This is a genomic window from Pseudomonas capeferrum (assembly GCF_000731675.1).
GTDB classification, from domain to species: Bacteria; Pseudomonadota; Gammaproteobacteria; order Pseudomonadales; family Pseudomonadaceae; genus Aquipseudomonas; species Aquipseudomonas capeferrum.
Genome location: NZ_JMIT01000006.1, coordinates 80,749 through 98,384, shown reverse-complemented (window position 1 = coordinate 98,384; position 17,636 = coordinate 80,749). Strand labels below are relative to the sequence as shown.

17 protein-coding genes and 1 riboswitch are annotated in these 17,636 nt (G+C 62.9%); of the genes, 9 read left to right on the top strand and 8 right to left on the bottom strand.

Annotation, left to right across the window (positions count from 1 at the left end; genetic code table 11):
- Nucleotides 1–15: 15 nt before the first annotated feature.
- From PC358_RS26075 to PC358_RS26060, 4 genes are all read left to right on the top strand, one after another.
- Nucleotides 16–759 (top strand): substrate-binding periplasmic protein, encoded by a 744-nt coding sequence (locus PC358_RS26075; protein ID WP_033703442.1) that lies wholly within the window; start codon nt 16–18, stop codon nt 757–759.
- Between the two features lie 160 nt (nt 760–919).
- The gene (gene ribA / locus PC358_RS26070; RefSeq protein WP_033703440.1) at nt 920–1,537 is read left to right on the top strand and encodes a GTP cyclohydrolase II; all 618 of its coding nucleotides are present in this window, start codon (nt 920–922) and stop codon (nt 1,535–1,537) included.
- Complete coding sequence (locus PC358_RS26065) at nt 1,534–1,953, top strand: hypothetical protein (protein WP_033703439.1); 420 nt, start codon at nt 1,534–1,536, stop codon at nt 1,951–1,953. The genes ribA and PC358_RS26065 overlap by 4 nt, the downstream gene beginning before the upstream one ends.
- On the top strand, nt 1,953–2,765 hold the full coding sequence (locus PC358_RS26060) for a cobalamin-binding protein (RefSeq protein ID WP_033703438.1): 813 nt from the start codon (nt 1,953–1,955) through the stop codon (nt 2,763–2,765). Before PC358_RS26065 ends, PC358_RS26060 begins: the two co-directional genes overlap by 1 nt.
- Here the strand turns inward: PC358_RS26060 and PC358_RS26055 are convergent.
- The 8 genes from PC358_RS26055 to PC358_RS26020 form a co-directional block, all read right to left on the bottom strand.
- On the bottom strand, nt 2,743–4,617 hold the full coding sequence (locus PC358_RS26055; RefSeq protein WP_033703437.1) for a TonB-dependent receptor domain-containing protein: 1,875 nt from the start codon (nt 4,615–4,617) through the stop codon (nt 2,743–2,745). The two genes, PC358_RS26060 and PC358_RS26055, sit on opposite strands and share 23 nt — an antisense overlap.
- A gap of 124 nt (nt 4,618–4,741) precedes the next feature.
- Complete coding sequence (dxs, locus tag PC358_RS26050; RefSeq protein ID WP_033703435.1) at nt 4,742–6,637, bottom strand: 1-deoxy-D-xylulose-5-phosphate synthase; 1,896 nt, start codon at nt 6,635–6,637, stop codon at nt 4,742–4,744.
- A gap of 96 nt (nt 6,638–6,733) precedes the next feature.
- Nucleotides 6,734–7,621 carry a (2E,6E)-farnesyl diphosphate synthase gene (gene ispA, locus PC358_RS26045; protein ID WP_033703434.1) on the bottom strand — a complete coding sequence of 296 codons (888 nt, stop codon included), beginning with the start codon at nt 7,619–7,621 and terminating at the stop codon, nt 6,734–6,736.
- Nucleotides 7,618–7,860, bottom strand: a complete 243-nt coding sequence (locus PC358_RS26040) for an exodeoxyribonuclease VII small subunit (RefSeq protein ID WP_033703432.1) — start codon at nt 7,858–7,860, stop codon at nt 7,618–7,620. The genes ispA and PC358_RS26040 overlap by 4 nt, the downstream gene beginning before the upstream one ends.
- 114 nt (nt 7,861–7,974) lie before the next feature.
- Nucleotides 7,975–8,625: a 3,4-dihydroxy-2-butanone-4-phosphate synthase gene (gene ribB / locus PC358_RS26035; RefSeq protein WP_033703431.1), complete on the bottom strand. Its 651-nt coding sequence runs from the start codon at nt 8,623–8,625 to the stop codon at nt 7,975–7,977.
- Between the two features lie 80 nt (nt 8,626–8,705).
- A riboswitch (FMN riboswitch) is annotated at nt 8,706–8,847 on the bottom strand.
- Between the two features lie 161 nt (nt 8,848–9,008).
- Entirely contained in the window at nt 9,009–9,899 is an 891-nt protein-coding gene (locus tag PC358_RS26030; protein WP_033703430.1) for an alpha/beta hydrolase, read from the bottom strand.
- Between the two features lie 30 nt (nt 9,900–9,929).
- On the bottom strand, nt 9,930–10,874 hold the full coding sequence (locus PC358_RS26025; protein WP_033703429.1) for a FecR domain-containing protein: 945 nt from the start codon (nt 10,872–10,874) through the stop codon (nt 9,930–9,932).
- On the bottom strand, nt 10,867–11,406 hold the full coding sequence (locus PC358_RS26020; RefSeq protein WP_033703427.1) for a sigma-70 family RNA polymerase sigma factor: 540 nt from the start codon (nt 11,404–11,406) through the stop codon (nt 10,867–10,869). The genes PC358_RS26025 and PC358_RS26020 overlap by 8 nt, the downstream gene beginning before the upstream one ends.
- 188 nt (nt 11,407–11,594) lie before the next feature.
- On the opposite strand from PC358_RS26020, the gene PC358_RS26015 reads away from it, so the two are divergent.
- The 5 genes from PC358_RS26015 (at nt 11,595) to PC358_RS26000 (ending at nt 17,579) form a co-directional block, all read left to right on the top strand.
- Entirely contained in the window at nt 11,595–14,534 is a 2,940-nt protein-coding gene (locus tag PC358_RS26015) for a TonB-dependent receptor (protein ID WP_227696731.1), read from the top strand.
- A gap of 248 nt (nt 14,535–14,782) precedes the next feature.
- The gene (locus PC358_RS26010; RefSeq protein ID WP_033703424.1) at nt 14,783–16,000 is read left to right on the top strand and encodes a tyrosine-type recombinase/integrase; all 1,218 of its coding nucleotides are present in this window, start codon (nt 14,783–14,785) and stop codon (nt 15,998–16,000) included.
- A gap of 680 nt (nt 16,001–16,680) precedes the next feature.
- On the top strand, nt 16,681–16,902 hold the full coding sequence (locus PC358_RS27820) for a hypothetical protein (RefSeq protein WP_156056815.1): 222 nt from the start codon (nt 16,681–16,683) through the stop codon (nt 16,900–16,902).
- Between the two features lie 63 nt (nt 16,903–16,965).
- On the top strand, nt 16,966–17,232 hold the full coding sequence (locus tag PC358_RS27515; RefSeq protein ID WP_077068787.1) for an AlpA family transcriptional regulator: 267 nt from the start codon (nt 16,966–16,968) through the stop codon (nt 17,230–17,232).
- Nucleotides 17,229–17,579 (top strand): recombinase family protein, encoded by a 351-nt coding sequence (locus PC358_RS26000; RefSeq protein WP_050506190.1) that lies wholly within the window; start codon nt 17,229–17,231, stop codon nt 17,577–17,579. Before PC358_RS27515 ends, PC358_RS26000 begins: the two co-directional genes overlap by 4 nt.
- Nucleotides 17,580–17,636 lie beyond the last annotated feature (57 nt).

Here is a 17,636-nt window from a genome sequence, read left to right as displayed (position 1 = left end):
ACAGGGAGCGCGTAGATGGCCATAAGGACTGTGCTGTTGGCAATGCTGCTGGGCTTTGCTCCCTGGGTGGGGGCGGCCGAAGGTGTGCCGAAGCAGGTCCATCTGGTCAGCGAAGAATGGCTCGACTACACCAACGCCGACGGTAGCGGGGTTGCCTGGGATGTACTGCGCAAGGTGTTCGAGCCTGCCGGGGTCAAGGTCGTTACCCAGAGCGCGCCTTACAGCCGTGCGGTGGGGCTGGTCAAACGGGGCGAGGCCGATGCCTGGGTCGGCTCCTACAAGGACGAGGCTGACGACAACCTCTACCCGCGTTGGCACTTCGACATGGACCATATCTACGCCCTGGGGCTGGTCGCCAAGCCTGTGCCCACACCCAGCACGGTCGGCCGGTATCGCCTGGCCTGGGTGCGCGGCTACGACTACGCCAGCTATCTGCCCAATGCGCACAACTTCCGCGAAATCCAGCGCCGCGAGGGCATTCTGCCGATGCTCGAACATGACCGAGTGGACTTCTACATCGATGCGCTGACCGAAGTCGACTACGTGCTGGGCCAGGCTTCCGAGCCTGCGCGTTTTCGTAAAACCCATGTCGCCGAGCTACCGCTGTACCTGGCATTTGCCCACAACGAAAAGTCCAAGGCGCTGCGCGACCTGTTCGACAAGCGCATGGCCGAGCTGGTGCGCAGCGGTGAATTGAAGCCGATTTTCGAGCACTGGAAACAGCCGTATCCGTTCACCACCGACAGCCAGCCGCAGTGAGCGCTACCCGCTCCCATACAGGTTCGGCGTCTTGAGGGCGGGCCTCTGCTAAGCATCGAACTTTTCGATCTTAAGCGACGGTATTCAGCCAGCGCACAGGTGCCGACCTGCTGATACAATCGCCGCAACAGAAATTTCCTACTTATGCCAGGAGCACAACGTGCCCGTCGTCTTTGTTGCCGCCTCTAAACTCCCGACGCCCTTTGCGACCTTCACCATGCATGGCTTTCTCGACGAAGCCACCGGCCGTGAGCATGTGGTGCTCAGCCTGGGTGATATCGCGGACGGCGAGCCGGTGCTGGGGCGCCTGCATTCCGAGTGCCTGACCGGCGATGCCCTGTTCAGCCAGCGCTGTGACTGCGGCTCGCAACTGGAAGCTGCCCTGCAGGCTATCGCCCGTGAAGGCCGTGGCGTGCTGCTGTACCTGCGCCAGGAAGGCCGCGGCATTGGCCTGTTGAACAAGATCCGCGCCTACGAACTGCAGGACGGCGGCGCCGATACCGTCGAAGCCAACGAACGCCTGGGCTTTGCCGCCGACCAGCGCGACTATGCCATCTGCCTGCCGATGCTCGAGCACCTGGGGGTGAAGGCCCTGCGCCTGATGACCAACAACCCGCGCAAGGTCAAGGCCCTGACCGACATGAACATCGTCGTCGCTGAACGTGTGCCGCTGCATACCGGGCACAACCCGCACAACCGTTACTACCTGGCCACCAAGGCCGGCAAGCTCGGCCACATGCTGGGCAACGAACACCAGGGCGAGGTGCCCCAGGCGTGACCCGCGCCGAGGTCAAGCGGCGCCTGGCCCTGGCCTGGTGGCAATACCTGGCGATAGGCCTAATGCCGCTGCCGGTGATGGCCTGGGCTTTTGGTGGCGGTGATCCATTGATCCCGGTGCTGGCCATGCCGTTGTTCATCGCCGGTGCGGCGACCATGTTCCTCAGCCTGCCGCGCTTTGGCGCTTACAAGCGTGCCTTGATCAGTACCGCCAAGGTGCTCGGCAGCAGCGAGGAGCCGGCAGCCTGGATCGAGCTGGCGCGGGTGCGGCGCCTGGCCATGCTGTATGCCTGCTTCCCTGCCTGGGTCGCCGCGCTGTCGGTGCTGGTGGGGCTGGAGGCGGTGCCGCAGATTCTTCTGGCACTGTCCACGGTGGTCGTGCTCTACCTGTACCGCATTCCTCGTCAGCTGGGCTGATGCGCGTCTTCCTCTGGCTGCTGGCGCTGTGCGCCTGTGCCGCCAGCGCGGCTGAGCCGCTGCGGGTGGTCAGCCTGGCGCCTTCGATGAGCGAGATCATGCTCGAGCTGCAGGCCGATGACCTGTTGGTCGGCATGCTCGACGGCGGCGAGCGCCCGCCAGCGCTGCAGGATGTGCCTTCTGTGGGCCGTCTGGGGCAACTGAACATGGAGCGCCTGCTCAGCTTGAAGCCTGACTTGCTGCTGCTGTGGCCGGGCAGTGTCGCGCCAGCGCAGCGTGATCAGCTCAAGCGCCTGGGCATCGCCGCGTTCAGCGCCGAGCCCCATAGCATTGACCAATTGATCGATCAGATCGAAGCCATCGCCCAGCGCGTCGGCCGTGACCAGCAGGGCCGGCATTATGCGCAAACCTTGCGCGACAGGCTGCGGCACCTGCGTCAGCAGTATCGGCGTGAGCAGCCGCTGCGGGTGTTCTATCAAGTCTGGGACAAGCCGTTGTACACCCTGGGTGGCCGGCAGGTGGTCAGCGATGCCCTGGCCGTGTGCGGCGCACGCAATGTTTTCGCCGATCTGAGCCAGCCGGCGCCCCAGGTGAGCGTGGAATCTGTATTGCAGCAGGACCCCCAGGTGATTCTGGCGGGTGACCAGGCGCAGCTGGCAAGTTGGGAGGCTTGGCCACGTCTGAGTGCTGTGGCTGGGGATCGTCTGTTGGTGGTGCCGGACAAGGGCTTGGAGCGGCCCAGCGGGCAGATGATCGAGGCCACCGCGCGCCTGTGTGCGTTGCTCGACGCTAGAGCGCCGGCGTCCAGGTGACGCTCAGCAACACGGTGCGGCCTTCCTCGCGGTAACCGTGGCTGGCGCCCTCGTAGCTGTACCGGGCACGGCTGTGGCTGTGGTCCAGCAGGTTGTCCAGCTTCGCTTCCAGTTTCAGCTCATCCGTTGCTGCCCAGCTACCCCGCAGGCCGAGCAGGCCGAAGCCGGCGAGCTGGTTGCGGTTGGCTTCGTCATCGTAGCTGCTGCTGACGGCTTGCCAGCTCCCGCCCACGCTGAACGGCCCGAATGCGCGGTCCAGGTCCAGGCTCACGGTACGGCGGGCACGGCGGGCGAGGGTATGGCCGCTGTCGCGGTCACGTGGGTCGATCAGCGCCAGCCCCAGCTGGCTGCGCCACGCGCCCCATTGCTGATCGAGTGACAGTTCAAACCCGTTGACCCGCGCCGAGGCGACATTGCGTGGGATCGAGTCCTGGCCAAAGATGATCGCATCGCGCAGGTCGGTGCGGTACAGCGAGGTCTCCAGCCGGCTGTCGGCGGCAAGCTGGCTGCGCCATTGCAACTCGTAGCTTCGGGAATGCTCCGGGTTCAGGTCGGGGTTGCTGAACTGTGGGTAATACAGGTCATTGAATGTCGGTGCCCGGAAGCCTTCGCTGTAGGACAGCAGCACATCATTGTGCGCGTTCAAGGGCACGGTAAGGCTACCGCTCCAGGTGGTCTGGCCGCCGAACTGCTGGTTCTGGTCGCGGCGCACCCCCAGTTCGGTGGAGAACCGCTCGCCCTTGTACCGATGCTGAATGAAGGCGGCGCGGTTCCAGCGACTGTCCTTGTTGAAATCGGTGTTGGCGTGCACGCGGTCTTCGTACCAATCGCCGCCGATCAACAGGTTGTGCTGCTCACCCAGGGCCAGGTCGTTTTGCCAGGTAACCTGATCGCGATAGGTGTTGAACACGGAGTGCTCATCGCTGAGCTTGTCGCGTTTGTCGTCACGGTTTTCGCTGTGGGCAAGCTCCAGGCGTGAATGCCAGGTGTTGTTGAGCTGGGCGTCGAAGTAAGTGCCCAGGCTGCTGACGCTGAAGTCGGTGTAGGGTTTTTGCTCATAAGAGAGGTTAGTGGTTTGATCAAAGCGTCCGTACGGATTGTCGTATTCACTGCGCCCGCGGCTGTCGAGCAGGTTCAGGCCGGCCTCGAAGCGTTCGCCGAAGGTGTGGCTGAGGCTCAGGTTGAGTGACTTGTTGCGGTACGCATCATGATCGCCGTCGCTGGCAAAGGAGGGGCCGGTGGCGTCAATGCCGGCAGTCTCGTCCAGGCTGGCGCCCAGGTTGAAACGGGTGGCGTCGTCGCCACCGGACAGGCCCAGGCTGCGCTGCCAGGTCTGGTTGCTGCCGGCGGCCAGGCGCAGGCGTGGCTGCAGCCCGGGGCCGCTACTGCGGCGGGTGAAGATCTGGATCACGCCACCCATGGCGTCGCTGCCGTATACCGCCGAGCGGGAGCCGCGCAGCACCTCGACACGCTCTATCTGGTCAACGTCGAGAAACTGCAGGCCACTGTCGCCAGAGGTGGCGTTGGCGATGCGCACGCCATCCACCAGTACCAGGCTCTGCGCCGCCTTGGTGCCGCGGATGAAAATGCCGGGCACGCTGCCGCGCCCGCCGGTGGGGGCCACTTGCACGCCTGGGACACGGGCCAGCAGGTCGGTGACGCTGGTGGGTTGCAGGCGGTCGATGTCGGCGCGGGTGAAGATGGTATTGGCGGCGCTGGTGGCGGTGCGAGACTCGACCTGGCGGTTGGCGCTGATCAGGACGTCGGGCAGTTTCAGGGCGTTGTCGCGTTCAGCGGCCAGGAGCGGAAGTGGCAGGCACAGGAGGGTGGCGGTGAAGCTCGGGATTTTCATGGGCAGTTCCAGACTATTCGCGGGACAAGCCCGCTCCCACAGGTTTGTCACTGTTCTCGAGAAGAGTGATGTACTTGTGGGAGCGGGCTTGTCCCGCGAATGGGCCGCAAAGCGGCCCCAAGGATTACAGCCCGAGCTTGGCCATCCGAGCCTTGACCGAAGCCTCGATCCCAGCCACATCCAGCCCACACTCAGCCAGCATCTGCGCAGGCTTGGCATGCTCGACATAAAGGTCTGGCAGCCCCAGGTGCAGCAGCGGCTTGGTCACCGCCTGGCTGGCCAGGAACTCGCCCACGGCAGCCCCCGCACCGCCCATGATGGCGTTCTCTTCGATGGTTACCAGCAGCTCATGGTTGGCAGCCAGTTCGAGTACCAGTGCCTCGTCCAGCGGCTTGACGAAGCGCATGTCGACCACTGTGGCATTGATCTGCTCGGCAGCCTGCAAGGCCTCGCTCAGTTGCACGCCGAACACCAGCAAGGCGACCTTCTCACCCTGGCGGCGGATGACGCCCTTGCCGATCTCCAAGGGTTCAAGGTCGCTGCTGATCGGCGCGTTGGGGCCCGTACCGCGTGGGTAGCGCACCGCCGCCGGGCCGTTGTACAGATGGCCGGTGGTGAGCATCTTGCGCAGCTCGTTCTCGTCGCTCGGGGTCATCACCAGCATGCCGGGGATGCAGCGCAGGTACGACAGGTCGTAGCTGCCGGCGTGGGTCGGGCCGTCTTCGCCGACCAGGCCGGCGCGGTCGATGGCGAACAGCACATCGAGGTTCTGCACCGCCACGTCGTGGATCAACTGGTCATAGGCGCGCTGCAGGAACGTCGAATAGATCGCCACCACCGGCTTGCTGCCTTCGCAGGCCATGCCTGCAGCCAGGGTCACCGCGTGCTGCTCGGCAATTGCCACGTCGAAGTAGCGCTCCGGGTAGCGTTCGCTGAAGTCGACCAGGTCAGAGCCTTCCTTCATCGCCGGGGTGATGCCGACCAGGCGCTTGTCGCTGGCGGCCATGTCGCACAGCCACTGGCCGAACACAGCGGAATACTTGGGCCCGCTGGGCTTCTTCGGCGCGGCGGGCTTGTCGGCAGGTTCGAGCTTGGTGATGGCGTGGTAGCCGATCGGGTCGACTTCGGCCGGGGCGAAGCCCTTGCCCTTTTTGGTCACCACGTGCAGGAACTGCGGGCCCTTGAGGTCACGCATGTTGCGCAGGGTGGCGATCATGGTCGGCAGGTCGTGGCCGTCGATCGGGCCGATGTAGTTCCAGCCCAGTTCTTCGAACAGGGTGCCTGGGACCAGCATGCCTTTTGCGTATTCCTCGGTGCGGCGGGCGATTTCCCAGGCGCCAGGCAGGCGCGAGAGCACCTTCTTGCTGCCCTCGCGCATGCTTGCGTAGGTGCGGCTGGAGAGGATCTTGGCCAGGTAGTTGGACAGGCCGCCGACATTGCGCGAAATCGACATGTCGTTGTCGTTGAGGATCACCAGCATGTCGGCGTTGACTTCCTGGGCGTGGTTCAACGCCTCGAAAGCCATGCCGGCGGTCAGGGCGCCGTCGCCGATCACCGCGATCGACTTGCGTGCACTGTTCTGCAGGCGGGCGGCGATGGCCATGCCCAGCGCTGCGCTGATCGAGGTGCTGGAGTGGCCGACGCCGAAGGTGTCGTATTCACTCTCGCTGCGACGCGGGAAGGCGGCGATGCCGTCCTTCTGGCGCAGGCTGAGCATGCGCTGGCGGCGGCCGGTGAGGATCTTGTGCGGGTAGGCCTGGTGGCCGACGTCCCATACCAGCCGGTCGTCCGGGGTGTCGAAGACGTAGTGCAGGGCGATCGTCAGCTCGATGACGCCCAGGCCGGCGCCAAAATGCCCACCGGTCTGACCCACGGTGTAGAGCAGTTCCTGGCGCAACTCGTCGGCCAGGGTCTCCAGGTCGGCTTCGGCCAGCCGGCGCAGGCCGGCAGGCGTGTCAGCGCGGTCGAGCAACGGCGTGACCGGGCGTTCGCGGGGGATCTCTTGAAACGTCGTGGGCATCAGGCGAGTCGTTATAGGTGTGAAGACGCGGCAGTTTACCCCATTGTGGGAAAAGTGCCCATTCGACCACGGGTTGTGCGGGATTGGCGTCGGTGCTTAGTTGCGGCGTTCGACGATATAGCGTGCCAGCGCCCGCAGGGGCTCGGCATTTTCCCCAAACCCTTGCAATGCGACCAGCGCCTGGTCGCGCAGTTCGATGGCATAGGCCTTGGCGGCTTCCAGGCCCAACAGGGCCGGGTAGGTCGGTTTGTCACGTGCGATGTCGGCGCCCTGGCGCTTGCCCAGGGTGGCTGTGTCGCTTTCTACGTCGAGGATGTCGTCCTGCACCTGGAACGCCAGGCCGATGGCCTGTGCGTAGGTCTGCAAGGCATCCAGTTGCGCCTGTTCGGCGCGGGCGCTGGCCAGGGCGCCGAGGCGCACGCTGGCTTCGATCAGCGCACCGGTCTTGTGCCGGTGCATGAATTCCAGGGCTTGCTGGTCCAGTTTGATACCCACCGACCCCAGGTCGATGGCCTGGCCGCCGACCATGCCCGCCGGGCCGGCAGCCTTGGCCAGGGCCTGGACCATGGCCAGGCGCAGGGTGTCGGACTGCGGGCTGAGGCGCGTGTCGAGCAGGGCGCTGAAGGCCAGGCTCTGCAGGCCATCACCGGCCAGGATGGCGCAGGCTTCGTCGAAGGCTTTGTGGGTGGTGGGCTGGCCGCGGCGCAGGTCGTCGTCGTCCATCGCCGGCAGGTCGTCATGCACCAGCGAGTACGCGTGAATCAGCTCGACCGCGCAGGCCGCGCCATTGGCCTGTTCGGCAGGCGCACCCAACGCTTCGCAGGCCGCGTAGGCGAGCAGCGGGCGCACACGCTTGCCGCCGTTCATCACGCTGTAGCGCATGGCGGCATAGAGCCGCTCGAGCTCTTTGGTTGGCGCTTCGAACAGGGGTTCGAGGGCGGCGTCGACGCGGGCCTGGCAGTTGGCCTGGTAGCTGTTGATCATGCTTGCGGCTCGGCGTCGAAGGGTTGGGCTGCCAGCTCGCCGTCGCGTTCCAGAAGAATCTGCACCTTCTGTTCGGCCTGAGCCAGTGCGCCCTGGCAATCGCGGGTCAGGGCGATACCTTGCTCGAAGGCGGCCAGCGAATCTTCCAGCGACAACTCGCCGTTCTCCAGGCGCTCGACCAGGGCTTGCAGGTCTGCGAGGGATTGCTCGAAATCGAGGGAGGCTTTTTTGCGGGCCATGGCGGCTGTCTCGGTGGCGTTCTTAACGGCGCGACACTAGCAGAGCAGGGCAAGGGGAGCAAACTTGTGAACGTCAGTCAGGCTTTGGGGCCGCAGCGCGGCCCCGCCGGTTTATCAGGCAATCTCGGCTTCGCGGGCCACCATCGCCTCGCGATACTGCGCCAGCTCTTCAATGGTCAGCACCGGCAAATTGTACTGCCGCGCATACACCGCCACCTGCTTCCCGCGGGCCATGCTGCCATCGGGGTTCATCAGCTCGCACAGCACCGCTGCCGGCCGCAGCCCGGCCAGGCGCGCCAGGTCTACCGAACCCTCGGTATGGCCACGACGGGTCAGCACCCCGCCGTTGCGCGCACGCAGCGGGAACACGTGGCCAGGGCTGACGATATGGCGTTGCTCGGCTGTCGAGCTCAGCGCCGCCGCGATGGTGGTAATCCGGTCGTGCGCCGAAACGCCGGTGGTGATGCCTTCGGCCGCTTCGATGGTGACGGTGAAGCCGGTGCCGTGGCGCGCCTGGTTGTTCTGCACCATCGGCGCCAGCTGCAGTGCGTCCACGGTGGCTTCGTCCAGGCACAGGCAGACGATGCCGCTGCAGTCGCGAATCATCATGGCCATGGTTTGCAACGAGATGTTTTCGGCGGCGGCGATGATGTCCGCTTCGTCCTCGCGGTCGTCGTCGTCCAGCAGCAGCACGGGGCGCCCGGCCTGGAAGGCGGCGATGGCGGCAGAAAGGTTGGGGAATTGCTTTTGCAGCATAGGTGACATGAAACGCTCCTCGTGAATGATCGATGAACGTCTCGGGGCGAACAAAACGCGCGCGCAGAGGCGCCCGAATGGCCCCTGCCTGACGCCTTCTTTCATCCGGACTATGACCGTCGGCTCTGGAGTCTCACCAGATCTGCTGACCCCCGGCATGGCCGGGGCGCTCGCGGGCTCATCTTTCGATTTACCGCCGGTGGGGACTTGCACCCCGCCCTGAAGACCGGCCAAGCATACAGCACAGTGCCACCCTGCTGGCAACCCGCGCGACTAAGACCTTAGGCGACCTTCGGCGGTGAAACTGAAGCAACAGAAGGGCTCCATTGCCCTCAGAGCCCGTGGTGATCCTCTAGGCGAGGGCTTGCCCCGCGAAGGAGGCCGGAACAAGTTTACCGAGACATCTCGTCGATCAATTTCTTCAGCGAGGCCGGCAACATCGGCCCATGCCCCAATCCGTCAAACCGTTCGAACCGCACCTGCAAACCCTGCACGTCGGCCAGGTCCGCTGCCAGCGCCTGCGCCGGCTGCTCCCCATCGCTTTTCATAGATGCACGCGGGCTCGAAGGCTCGTCGCCACCACGCATCAGCAGCAACCTCGGGCGGTGATCACCCAAGCGCTGTTGCAGCCCCTGGGCTTCGCCAACAATCACCCCATCACGCCACCACAACGACGGGCTGGCCGCTGCATAGTCACTGAACTCGGCCGGCCGGGTAAACAGCGCATGCAGCACCGCCAGGCCACCATAGGAATGCCCCCACAATGTTTGCCGCTGCAGGTCGATCGGCGCCACGGCGGCCACCCTCGGCCGCATGCGCTGGCTCAGCAGGTCGAAGAATGCATCCACGCCGCCGCTGGGCTGGCCGGTCAGCGGGTCACGCTGCTGCACCTGCCCGGGTACCGACGGGGTGTAGTCATAGGTCCGCCCAGCTCGGTCGATACGCTGATCGGTCTGGTAACCCACGGCCACCAGCAACGGCGCCTGGCCGGCGGCGAGCTTGCTCAGCTGTGCGCTGTCCAGCGCGCCCAGCGCGGCATTGCCGTCGAGCATCCACAGCACCGGGTAGCCTGCGGCGGGGGCTGGGCGGTCCGGTTTGCCGACCCACAGGCGGTAATGGCGCTGGCCGTCGGCCGAGTCCAGGTCCAGCTGGCTGAAGCGGTAGGCCAGGTCCTGGCGCTGCAGCAGTGAAGTGTCCATCTTCTGCTCGCGTTCCGGCTTCGCCAAAGCGGCGGGCGCAGCCAGGGCCAGCGCCATGGCCAGGTACAGGGGCATCTTGCTCATCGGGGAATCTCGCTCGGTCGTATAGGGTGGTCAACGGCTGATAAACACCTGCCGGCCGGTCTGGCGAACCTGCAGCCTGTAGGTTTGCGCCAGCATGGCCAAGGCCAGTGGCAAGTCATCGACCGGGAACGTGCCAGACACCCGCAGCTCGCCCAGGGCAGGGTCGCATTCAAGGTGCTGGTCGGTGTAGCGCGTCAGTTCTTGCGTCCACTGGCGCAGCGGCATGTCGTCGGCCACCAGCAGCCCGTTACGCCAAGCCAGGGTGGTTTCCCGCACCGCCTCGATGCTGCCCAGGTGCTCACGGCTGAAGCGCACTTGTTGCCCGGCCTGGATGATGTGCTCGCCTGGCGCCACGCTGGCGCGCTCAGGGCGTACCTGCACAGCACCTTCATAAACGGCGACCACGGTTTCATCGGCCAGTTGGCGCACGCTGAACCGCGTGCCCAGGGCAAGCAACTGGCCCTGTTGGGTTCGCGCCAGGAGTGGGCGGGGGTCGGCAGCGGTAACGATGTACAGCTCGCCCCGGCGCAGGTGCAGCAAGCGTTGCGCGCTATCGAACAGCACGTCCACCGCGCTGTCGCTGTTGAGGGTGATCTGCGTGCCGTCGGCCAGCCGTGCGTGCTGGCGCTCGCCCAGCGACGTCCGGTAGTCGCCGGCCTGCGAGCGCCATGCCCACCAACTGAGGGGGGCGGCGCCCATCAGCAGGAGCAGCCCGCGCAGCACGGCGCGCCTGCCCGTCGGGCGGTCCAAGGTCTGCTTGGCCAGCGTGGGCGGCACGCTGCCCAGGCGCGTGAGCAGGTGCTGCGCCCGTTTCCACGCGCGCTCGTGGTCGGCACTGGCAAGCCGCCAGCGCTCCAGCTCGCGCTGTTGGGCCGGCAGCAACGGCCCCTCCTGCATCAGCATCAGCCAGGAGGCCGCCTGGGCAAGCACCTGCTGGGGGATGGCAGCGTCAAGCGTGGTAGTGCCGCTATTCATCGGGCATCTGCGTCAGGCAGGTGAGGTAGGCCTCGTGGATGTACTTCTTGACGGTCGGCAATGCGATGTTCAGGGCTACGGCGATGTCCTTCTGCTTCATGCCGTCCAGCGTCGCCATCAGAAACGCCTGCCTGACCCGTGGGCGCAAGGTGTCGAGCAGCGCATCGATCTCGTGCAAGGTTTCCAGGATCACGCTTTGCAGCTCAGGCGAAGGGTGCTCGGGTTCTGGCAGCAGCAGCAGGGCTTCGAGCCAGGCGCGTTCCAGCGACTGCCGGCGGCGCCAACTGACCAGTACGCAATTGGCGATGCGGGTCAGGTAGGCGCGTGGCTGGCGGATCGGTTCGGCCCGCGCGCCCTCTCGGCTGGTCAGCACCCGCAAGAAGATATCGTGCGCCAGATCATCGGCCACGCCGCGCCCCCACGACCTCAGCCGGTAGGCGAGCCAGTTGCGTAACCAGGCGTGATTCTCGATGTACAGCGTCTCGACGCTGCACGGCTCGGTACTGTTCGGCGGGGAAAAGGGCGCATTCATCGTCGGTTGAATCGGTACATGACGGTCGCAAATGAAAACCATTATCACTAGAATTGCTCAGATCACAAGGCCGAATCGGTAAATTCAGCCGGTGCTCATGCCCCCATATCCTTTTTTCGATCTCGTGCGACAGAGGAGGTAACAGCCCGCAGCCAGTGGTGGGCGCAAACCCTACGAGCGAGATAAGCATGCTCCCAGTACGTTGTCCTTCACCTGCTCCGCGCCCTCGACTTTGCCTGGCGCCCATCACGTTTGCCCTGCGTTGCACGATGATCGGCTGCTGCGGCGCCGGCCTGTTGAACAGCAGCCTGGCCCTGGCACAGAACACCGGCACGGCTGCGCTCGCCGCCACCCGCCTGGACGATGCCACACCGCGTGATTACAACATTGCCCCGGGCCCGCTGGGCGCAGCCCTGGGCAGCTTCACCAGCCAGTCCGGGCTACTGCTGTCCTACGACCCTGAGTTGACCCGTGGGCGTACGGCTCCGGCCTTGAAGGGCCGGTATACAGTCAGCGAGGGTATCCAGCGGTTGCTGGCCAACGCCGGGTTGCAACTGGTGCCGAGCTCGACCGGGAGCTACGTGCTGATCGCCCAGCGTGCTGCGCCGAATGCGGCGGCCGAGTTATCGCCGACGATGGTCGAGGCCGCCGCCCAGGGGCCAGAGGCGGATACCTACAGGGCGCCACGCTCTTCGGTGCACCTGAACAGCGAACAGATCGACCGCTTCGGCCGTGTTTCCGCAGGCGATCTGCTCAACGGCGTGCCCGGCGTGCAGGTCGGTGATACGCGCAATGGCGGTGCCCTGGACGTCAACATCCGCGGTATCCAGGGGCAGAGCCGGGTGGCAGTCAAGGTCGATGGTTCGGAGCAGGCCCTGGACGTCTATCGCGGTTATGGCGGCACCCAGCAACGCAGTTACATCGACCCCGACCTGATCAGCAGCCTGACCGTGAACAAAGGCCCGTCGACCAAGTCTGGGGCGATTGGCGGCACGGTTGAAATGCAGACCATCGGCGTGCAGGACATTCTGGTCGACGGCAACCAGGTCGGCGTGCGCCTCAAGGGCGACCTCTGGGACAACGGCGTAGCCCCCGCTCATCGCAGCGCCAGCGCCAAGGATGAAAACCTCACCGCGCCACCCCGCGACAACCGCGCCAGCCTGTTCGGCTCCGAGGCTGAATCTGGCAGTGCCGCGTTTGCCTTCACCAGCGAGCGCCTGGACGTGGTGGCGGCATATGCGCACCGCAATCAAGGTAACTATTTCTCCGGCAAGAAGGGCCAGGATCGCTACCGCATCTATAACCAGTACGGCAGTGAACAGCCCAGCGTGGCGAGCACCTACAACGCGGGCGAGGAAGTGCTCAACTCTTCCTCGAAAACCGACTCGTACCTGCTCAAGGCCACCTGGCGCATCGCCGACGATCACACCTTGGACTTGGGCTACCGCCGCTACGATGGGCGCAGCGCCGAAATCATGCCTTCTGACATCTACCGCTACGGTACTGCGGGTATCTACCAGTTCCCCCTGGGCGAGGTGAAGATCGATACCTACACCGCGCGCTATCACTACCTGCCTGCCGGCAACCCGTGGGTCGACCTGACCAGCAACCTGTGGATGACCGACGCCAAGACCAGCACGTTGAGTTCGTCATGGACTGCACCGGTTTCCCAGCTGTTTCGTACGGACCGCAGCTGGACACGCCAGGACAACCGCCGTATCGGCGGCGACCTGAACAACGTCTCCAAATTCCAGACCGCCCATGGCGACTTCACACTGGACCTGGGCGGCGCGTTCCAGCTTGAAGACCTGCAACCGCAGAAGAATGTGCTGATCACCCAGCACGACATCGATGCCAACCGCACCCTGCGCGATGCATCCAGGCAGGCGTTCAGCTTCAACGGCAAGCTCGAGTACCAGCCGATCGAGCAACTGACCCTGTGGGGTGGTGGCCGGTACAGCCACTTCCGCACCAAGGACAACACCGTGCTGGCCAGCGCCCGGCGTGAGGATCGCGAGGTGCGCTATATCTCGGCGAGCGGCCCCAAGGGCTGGGGCAGCATGACCTGGTTCCCCGACCAGAACGGCCAGTACACCGACGCCACCGACCCGCGCCTGAACAACGGCATCGTCTTCGGCAACAGCAACGAGCCGTTCAACGGCGTGCGCTTCAACGACTTCGGTGCGACCCGCGTGGAGGTCAACCCAGAAGGCATCAGCAGCGTGGTCACAGGCTACGACCACACCCCGCAGGGCAGCAGTAGCGGCGGCGGCTTCGCGCCGGCTTTCGGCATCAATGTCGAGCTGATACCCGACACGTTCTTCTACGTCACCTACACCCAAGGCCTGCGCCTGCCTTCACTGTTCGAGACCAGCCAGGGCACCCAGCAAGTCACCCCCGGCAAAAGCCTCAAGCCCGAGCGCTCGCAGAGCTGGGAAATCGGCGTCAGCGCCTTGCGCGACAACCTCTTTACCGCGCACGACTCGGCGGCGATCAAACTGGCCTTCTTCGACAACCACATCAAGAATTACATCACCCGCTACTACGACCCAAGCCCAGGTTTGTGGGGCCAGATGACCTTCAGCAACACCGACAGCTTCAGCACCCGTGGCCTTGAGCTGCAATCGCACTACGATGCCGGCCGCGTGTTCACCGACCTGTCGGCCACTTACTACCTCAAGACCGAAACCTGCGACGCGGCGTTTGCCAGCAAATTGCGCGCCACGGCCAACCCCTACCAGAAGACCCAGGACACGCCCAACTGCACCCCGGGCAGCTTCATGGGCTCCTACACCAACACCCAAAACCCGCCGCGCTTCTCAGGCAACCTGACCACCGGCCTGCGCTTCTTCGACGAGGCGTTGACGCTGGGCGGGCGCGTGACCTACACCTCCGGCCCCACCAGCACCCTCGACAAACCCTGGCAGTCCGGCGCCACCACGCCGCAGGTCGAGTACCGCTCGGTGGCACTGTTCGATCTGTTCCTCAAGTACAAGTTGCTGGAGAACACCGAGGTGAATGTTTCGCTGCAGAACCTGACCGATCGCTATTACCTGGATCCGCTGGCGCAGAGCTTCATGCCGGCACCGGGGCGCACGGTGCGGATGGGGATGGTGGCGCGGTTCTGAAGGAAGGTGAGGGCGATGGCGCAGCGGGTTTTGCCATCGTCCTGCATTTTCTGCAGGCATTAAAAAGCCGGCTTGTGGGCGGCTTTCCCTGCGTCCAATAAAGTCCGGGCTCGTCTAAGGGTATCGAGGGATAGGCCTATATATATTGGGTATGACGCTATCTGGTGTCTATTGCTTGCCAGCGCCCGCCAACATCATCTACCGTTTCGGGTATGGGCCTGAGTATGGGCTGTAATTTTGGTAGGTATATGGTCAAGCTGACAGTGAAGGGAATTTCCGGGCTGCTGAAGTCTGGTAAACGAGGCTACGCCGGTGACGGAGGAAACCTGTATTTCAAGTACAGCGCGGATGGGAAAGGAAGCTGGATTTTTCGCTACAAATGGAATGGGAAGTCCCGTGATATGGGGCTGGGCGCGTACCCAGACATCGGTCTGTCTGACGCTCGTACGGATGCCCTAGGGGCTCGCCGGATGTTGAATGCGGGTGTAGATCCTCTTTCGGAGCGAGAAGCTGCCCGCGAAGCTCAGAGAGCTTTAGAACTAGCAGCTGAAGCCAAGCGTCACTCGTTCAAAAGCCTCGCCCTTGAGTACCACCTAGCTCATAGCGGCAAGCACTCTGAGAAGTGGCGAAAGGGTTGGGTGCGAAAAATGGAGAAGTATGCGTTTCCATTGATCGGTGACCTCCCTGCTGAGTCAGTCGACGTTGACCATGTGCAAAAGATTTTGAACCCCATATGGGGCGAGAAAACTCGCACAGCGGACGAGGTTCGGGGGCAAATCGAACAGGTGCTCGATGCTGCAAAAGCACGAGGCTTGCGAGAGGGTGAGAATCCAGCGCGTTGGCGGGGGAACTTGGAGCATCTCCTCTCCAGAGATGCGAAGAAAGCGGCCCGACAGCGCCAGCATTTTGCGGCTATGAAGTGGTCTGAGTTACCTGCATTGATGGCGAATCTTAGAAAGGATGACACTCTCCCGTCGTTTGCTGCTCAGCTATTGATCTTGACTGGCGCACGGGCTCACATGGCCCGGTTCGCATGCTGGGAAGAGTTCGATTTTGATTCCAAGATCTGGGTGCTATCGGCTGAACGTATGAAGGCGCGGAAGGCGTTTGCAATACCACTTTCCGAGCAGGTCATAGACCTGTTAGCCAAAATCCCACGCATTGAGGGGTGCTCATTCCTATTTCCTGGGCGAGGAAAGAGCGGGGTGATGCATGCGAATGCCGTGCGTACACTTCTGCATGGGATGAAGCATGCTGAGATTACCCGTCACGGGTTTCGATCAACATTCCGGGATTGGGCTGCGGAAAATACGGGTCATTCTCGGGAGGTCTGTGAGATGGCGCTTGCACATGATGACCGTGATCAAACCGAGGGGGCCTATTCCCGGACAGACTTTCTCGAGAAGCGTCGGCCACTAATGCAAGAGTGGGCGGATTTTGCACTGGCCTCGAATCTTTCAGCGTAAGTACCGTAAGCTTCTCTAAAGATTGGCATTCGATGAGGTAATCTAATATGCGGGCAGCTTTGATTGGTTTGAAGTGGTTCAGCGTGGAACAAGCGCTACTTTGGTTGAAGGATGAGGCAGGCGTCGAGCTGTTCGAAAACGATTTGCTAGCGCAGTGCGATGCTGGACAGTGCGCCGTATACCTCAACGTCGATAACCTGGAGGGCGTTTGCTTTGAAGGGCTCAGGGATGAGCAGGATGTACGATTTCACACCGTCTACGGCGTGGGCAAAGGTCAAGTCATTAATCCTCGAGTATTCATTGAAGCAGCGGGTACGGTCGAGGTAAAGCTGCACATCTCTGGCGAGGTCTGTCAACTCCAGGTCGCAGAGGCGGATAGCTACCCCAATACGGAGTGGGTTGCATCCCTCCCACGGGACCGCTGCCACCCGCTTTTCAAGCCTACTGATTTAAAGGAGTTGGCAGAGGTTATTAGCGGTGCGGTTGCAGCTCCAGCTCCAGCTCCAGCTCCAGCTCCAGCTCTAGTCCCAGCTCCACCTGCAACTCCAGTTCCAGTCCCATCTACGCCTACGCCTACGCCTACACCTACAGCTGTAACTCCAGCTCCACTCCCAGCCCCCTCTGCACCTTCAGCCCCAGCCCCTCCCAAGCCATCGCAGTTACTTGCGATCTCAGCCCTCATGGAGCTGCTAAGAGAGAAATGTGGCGCTTCGTACAACAGCCAAAAAATCGTCGGCTTGATTGATGGTCGTTATGGGCCAGACTCGCCCCTTCCACTCAGGGGTTTAGGGGATAGTAACCTTGAAAAAATGTTTGCTGATGCTTCGACCAGCATGAAGGAAGCGAAGGAAAATTCATCAAAACGATTGCAAATGCAAAACAGAAAATTGCAATTGAAATGACTTCCTTGGCGCTGGCGGATTGAATGGTTTCCATCACTCCACAACGCACCAAGGAAATCCACGATGCAAAACACTACTTCAAATCATTCGCTCCCGGCCACCTCCGGCTATTCAGGCCGTCGCATACTCAGACTGCCAAATGTCGAGCTTCTAACCGGCTTCAAACGCGCTCACATTTACAGTCTCATGACTCAAGGACGATTTCCGAAATCCGTTCGTCTGGGCACGAGGGCTGTCGGCTGGGACTCTACTGCTATCGAAAAATGGGTCGAAGATCGCATCTCCGGTGACGCTACCTGTCGCTCCAATGCAGTAGGAGAAGGCCTATGACCATGCTCGCCTATTTCCTTGTTGGCGCTGATGGCCAAGAGGCCAAGCCTCAGCTTGGAGCGATTGAGCAGGCGCACGAGGTGTGTCATTGGTTCGCCGATATGGCGTCCAGCAGATCGACCCCAACTCTAGAGCGTTCCGGCTTCGGTGAGCTACACCGGTTTGCAAAAAAGGGGGATGTCATAGTCGTTTCGTCGCTCGACTGCTTAGGTGCAAGCGTCACGGAGTTGATTGAGGTTTTCCAGGCGCTCAATGAGAAGGGTGTAGCGGTGATCTCAACACAAGAAAACCTCCATTTGTCTATATACCAAGGAACGGCAGATCAAGCGCTGTTGGGAAAGCTGTGACGTACGGATTGTGCTTCGAGCGAACCGGCTTACAAATCGTCATGAAATTTACTGGCT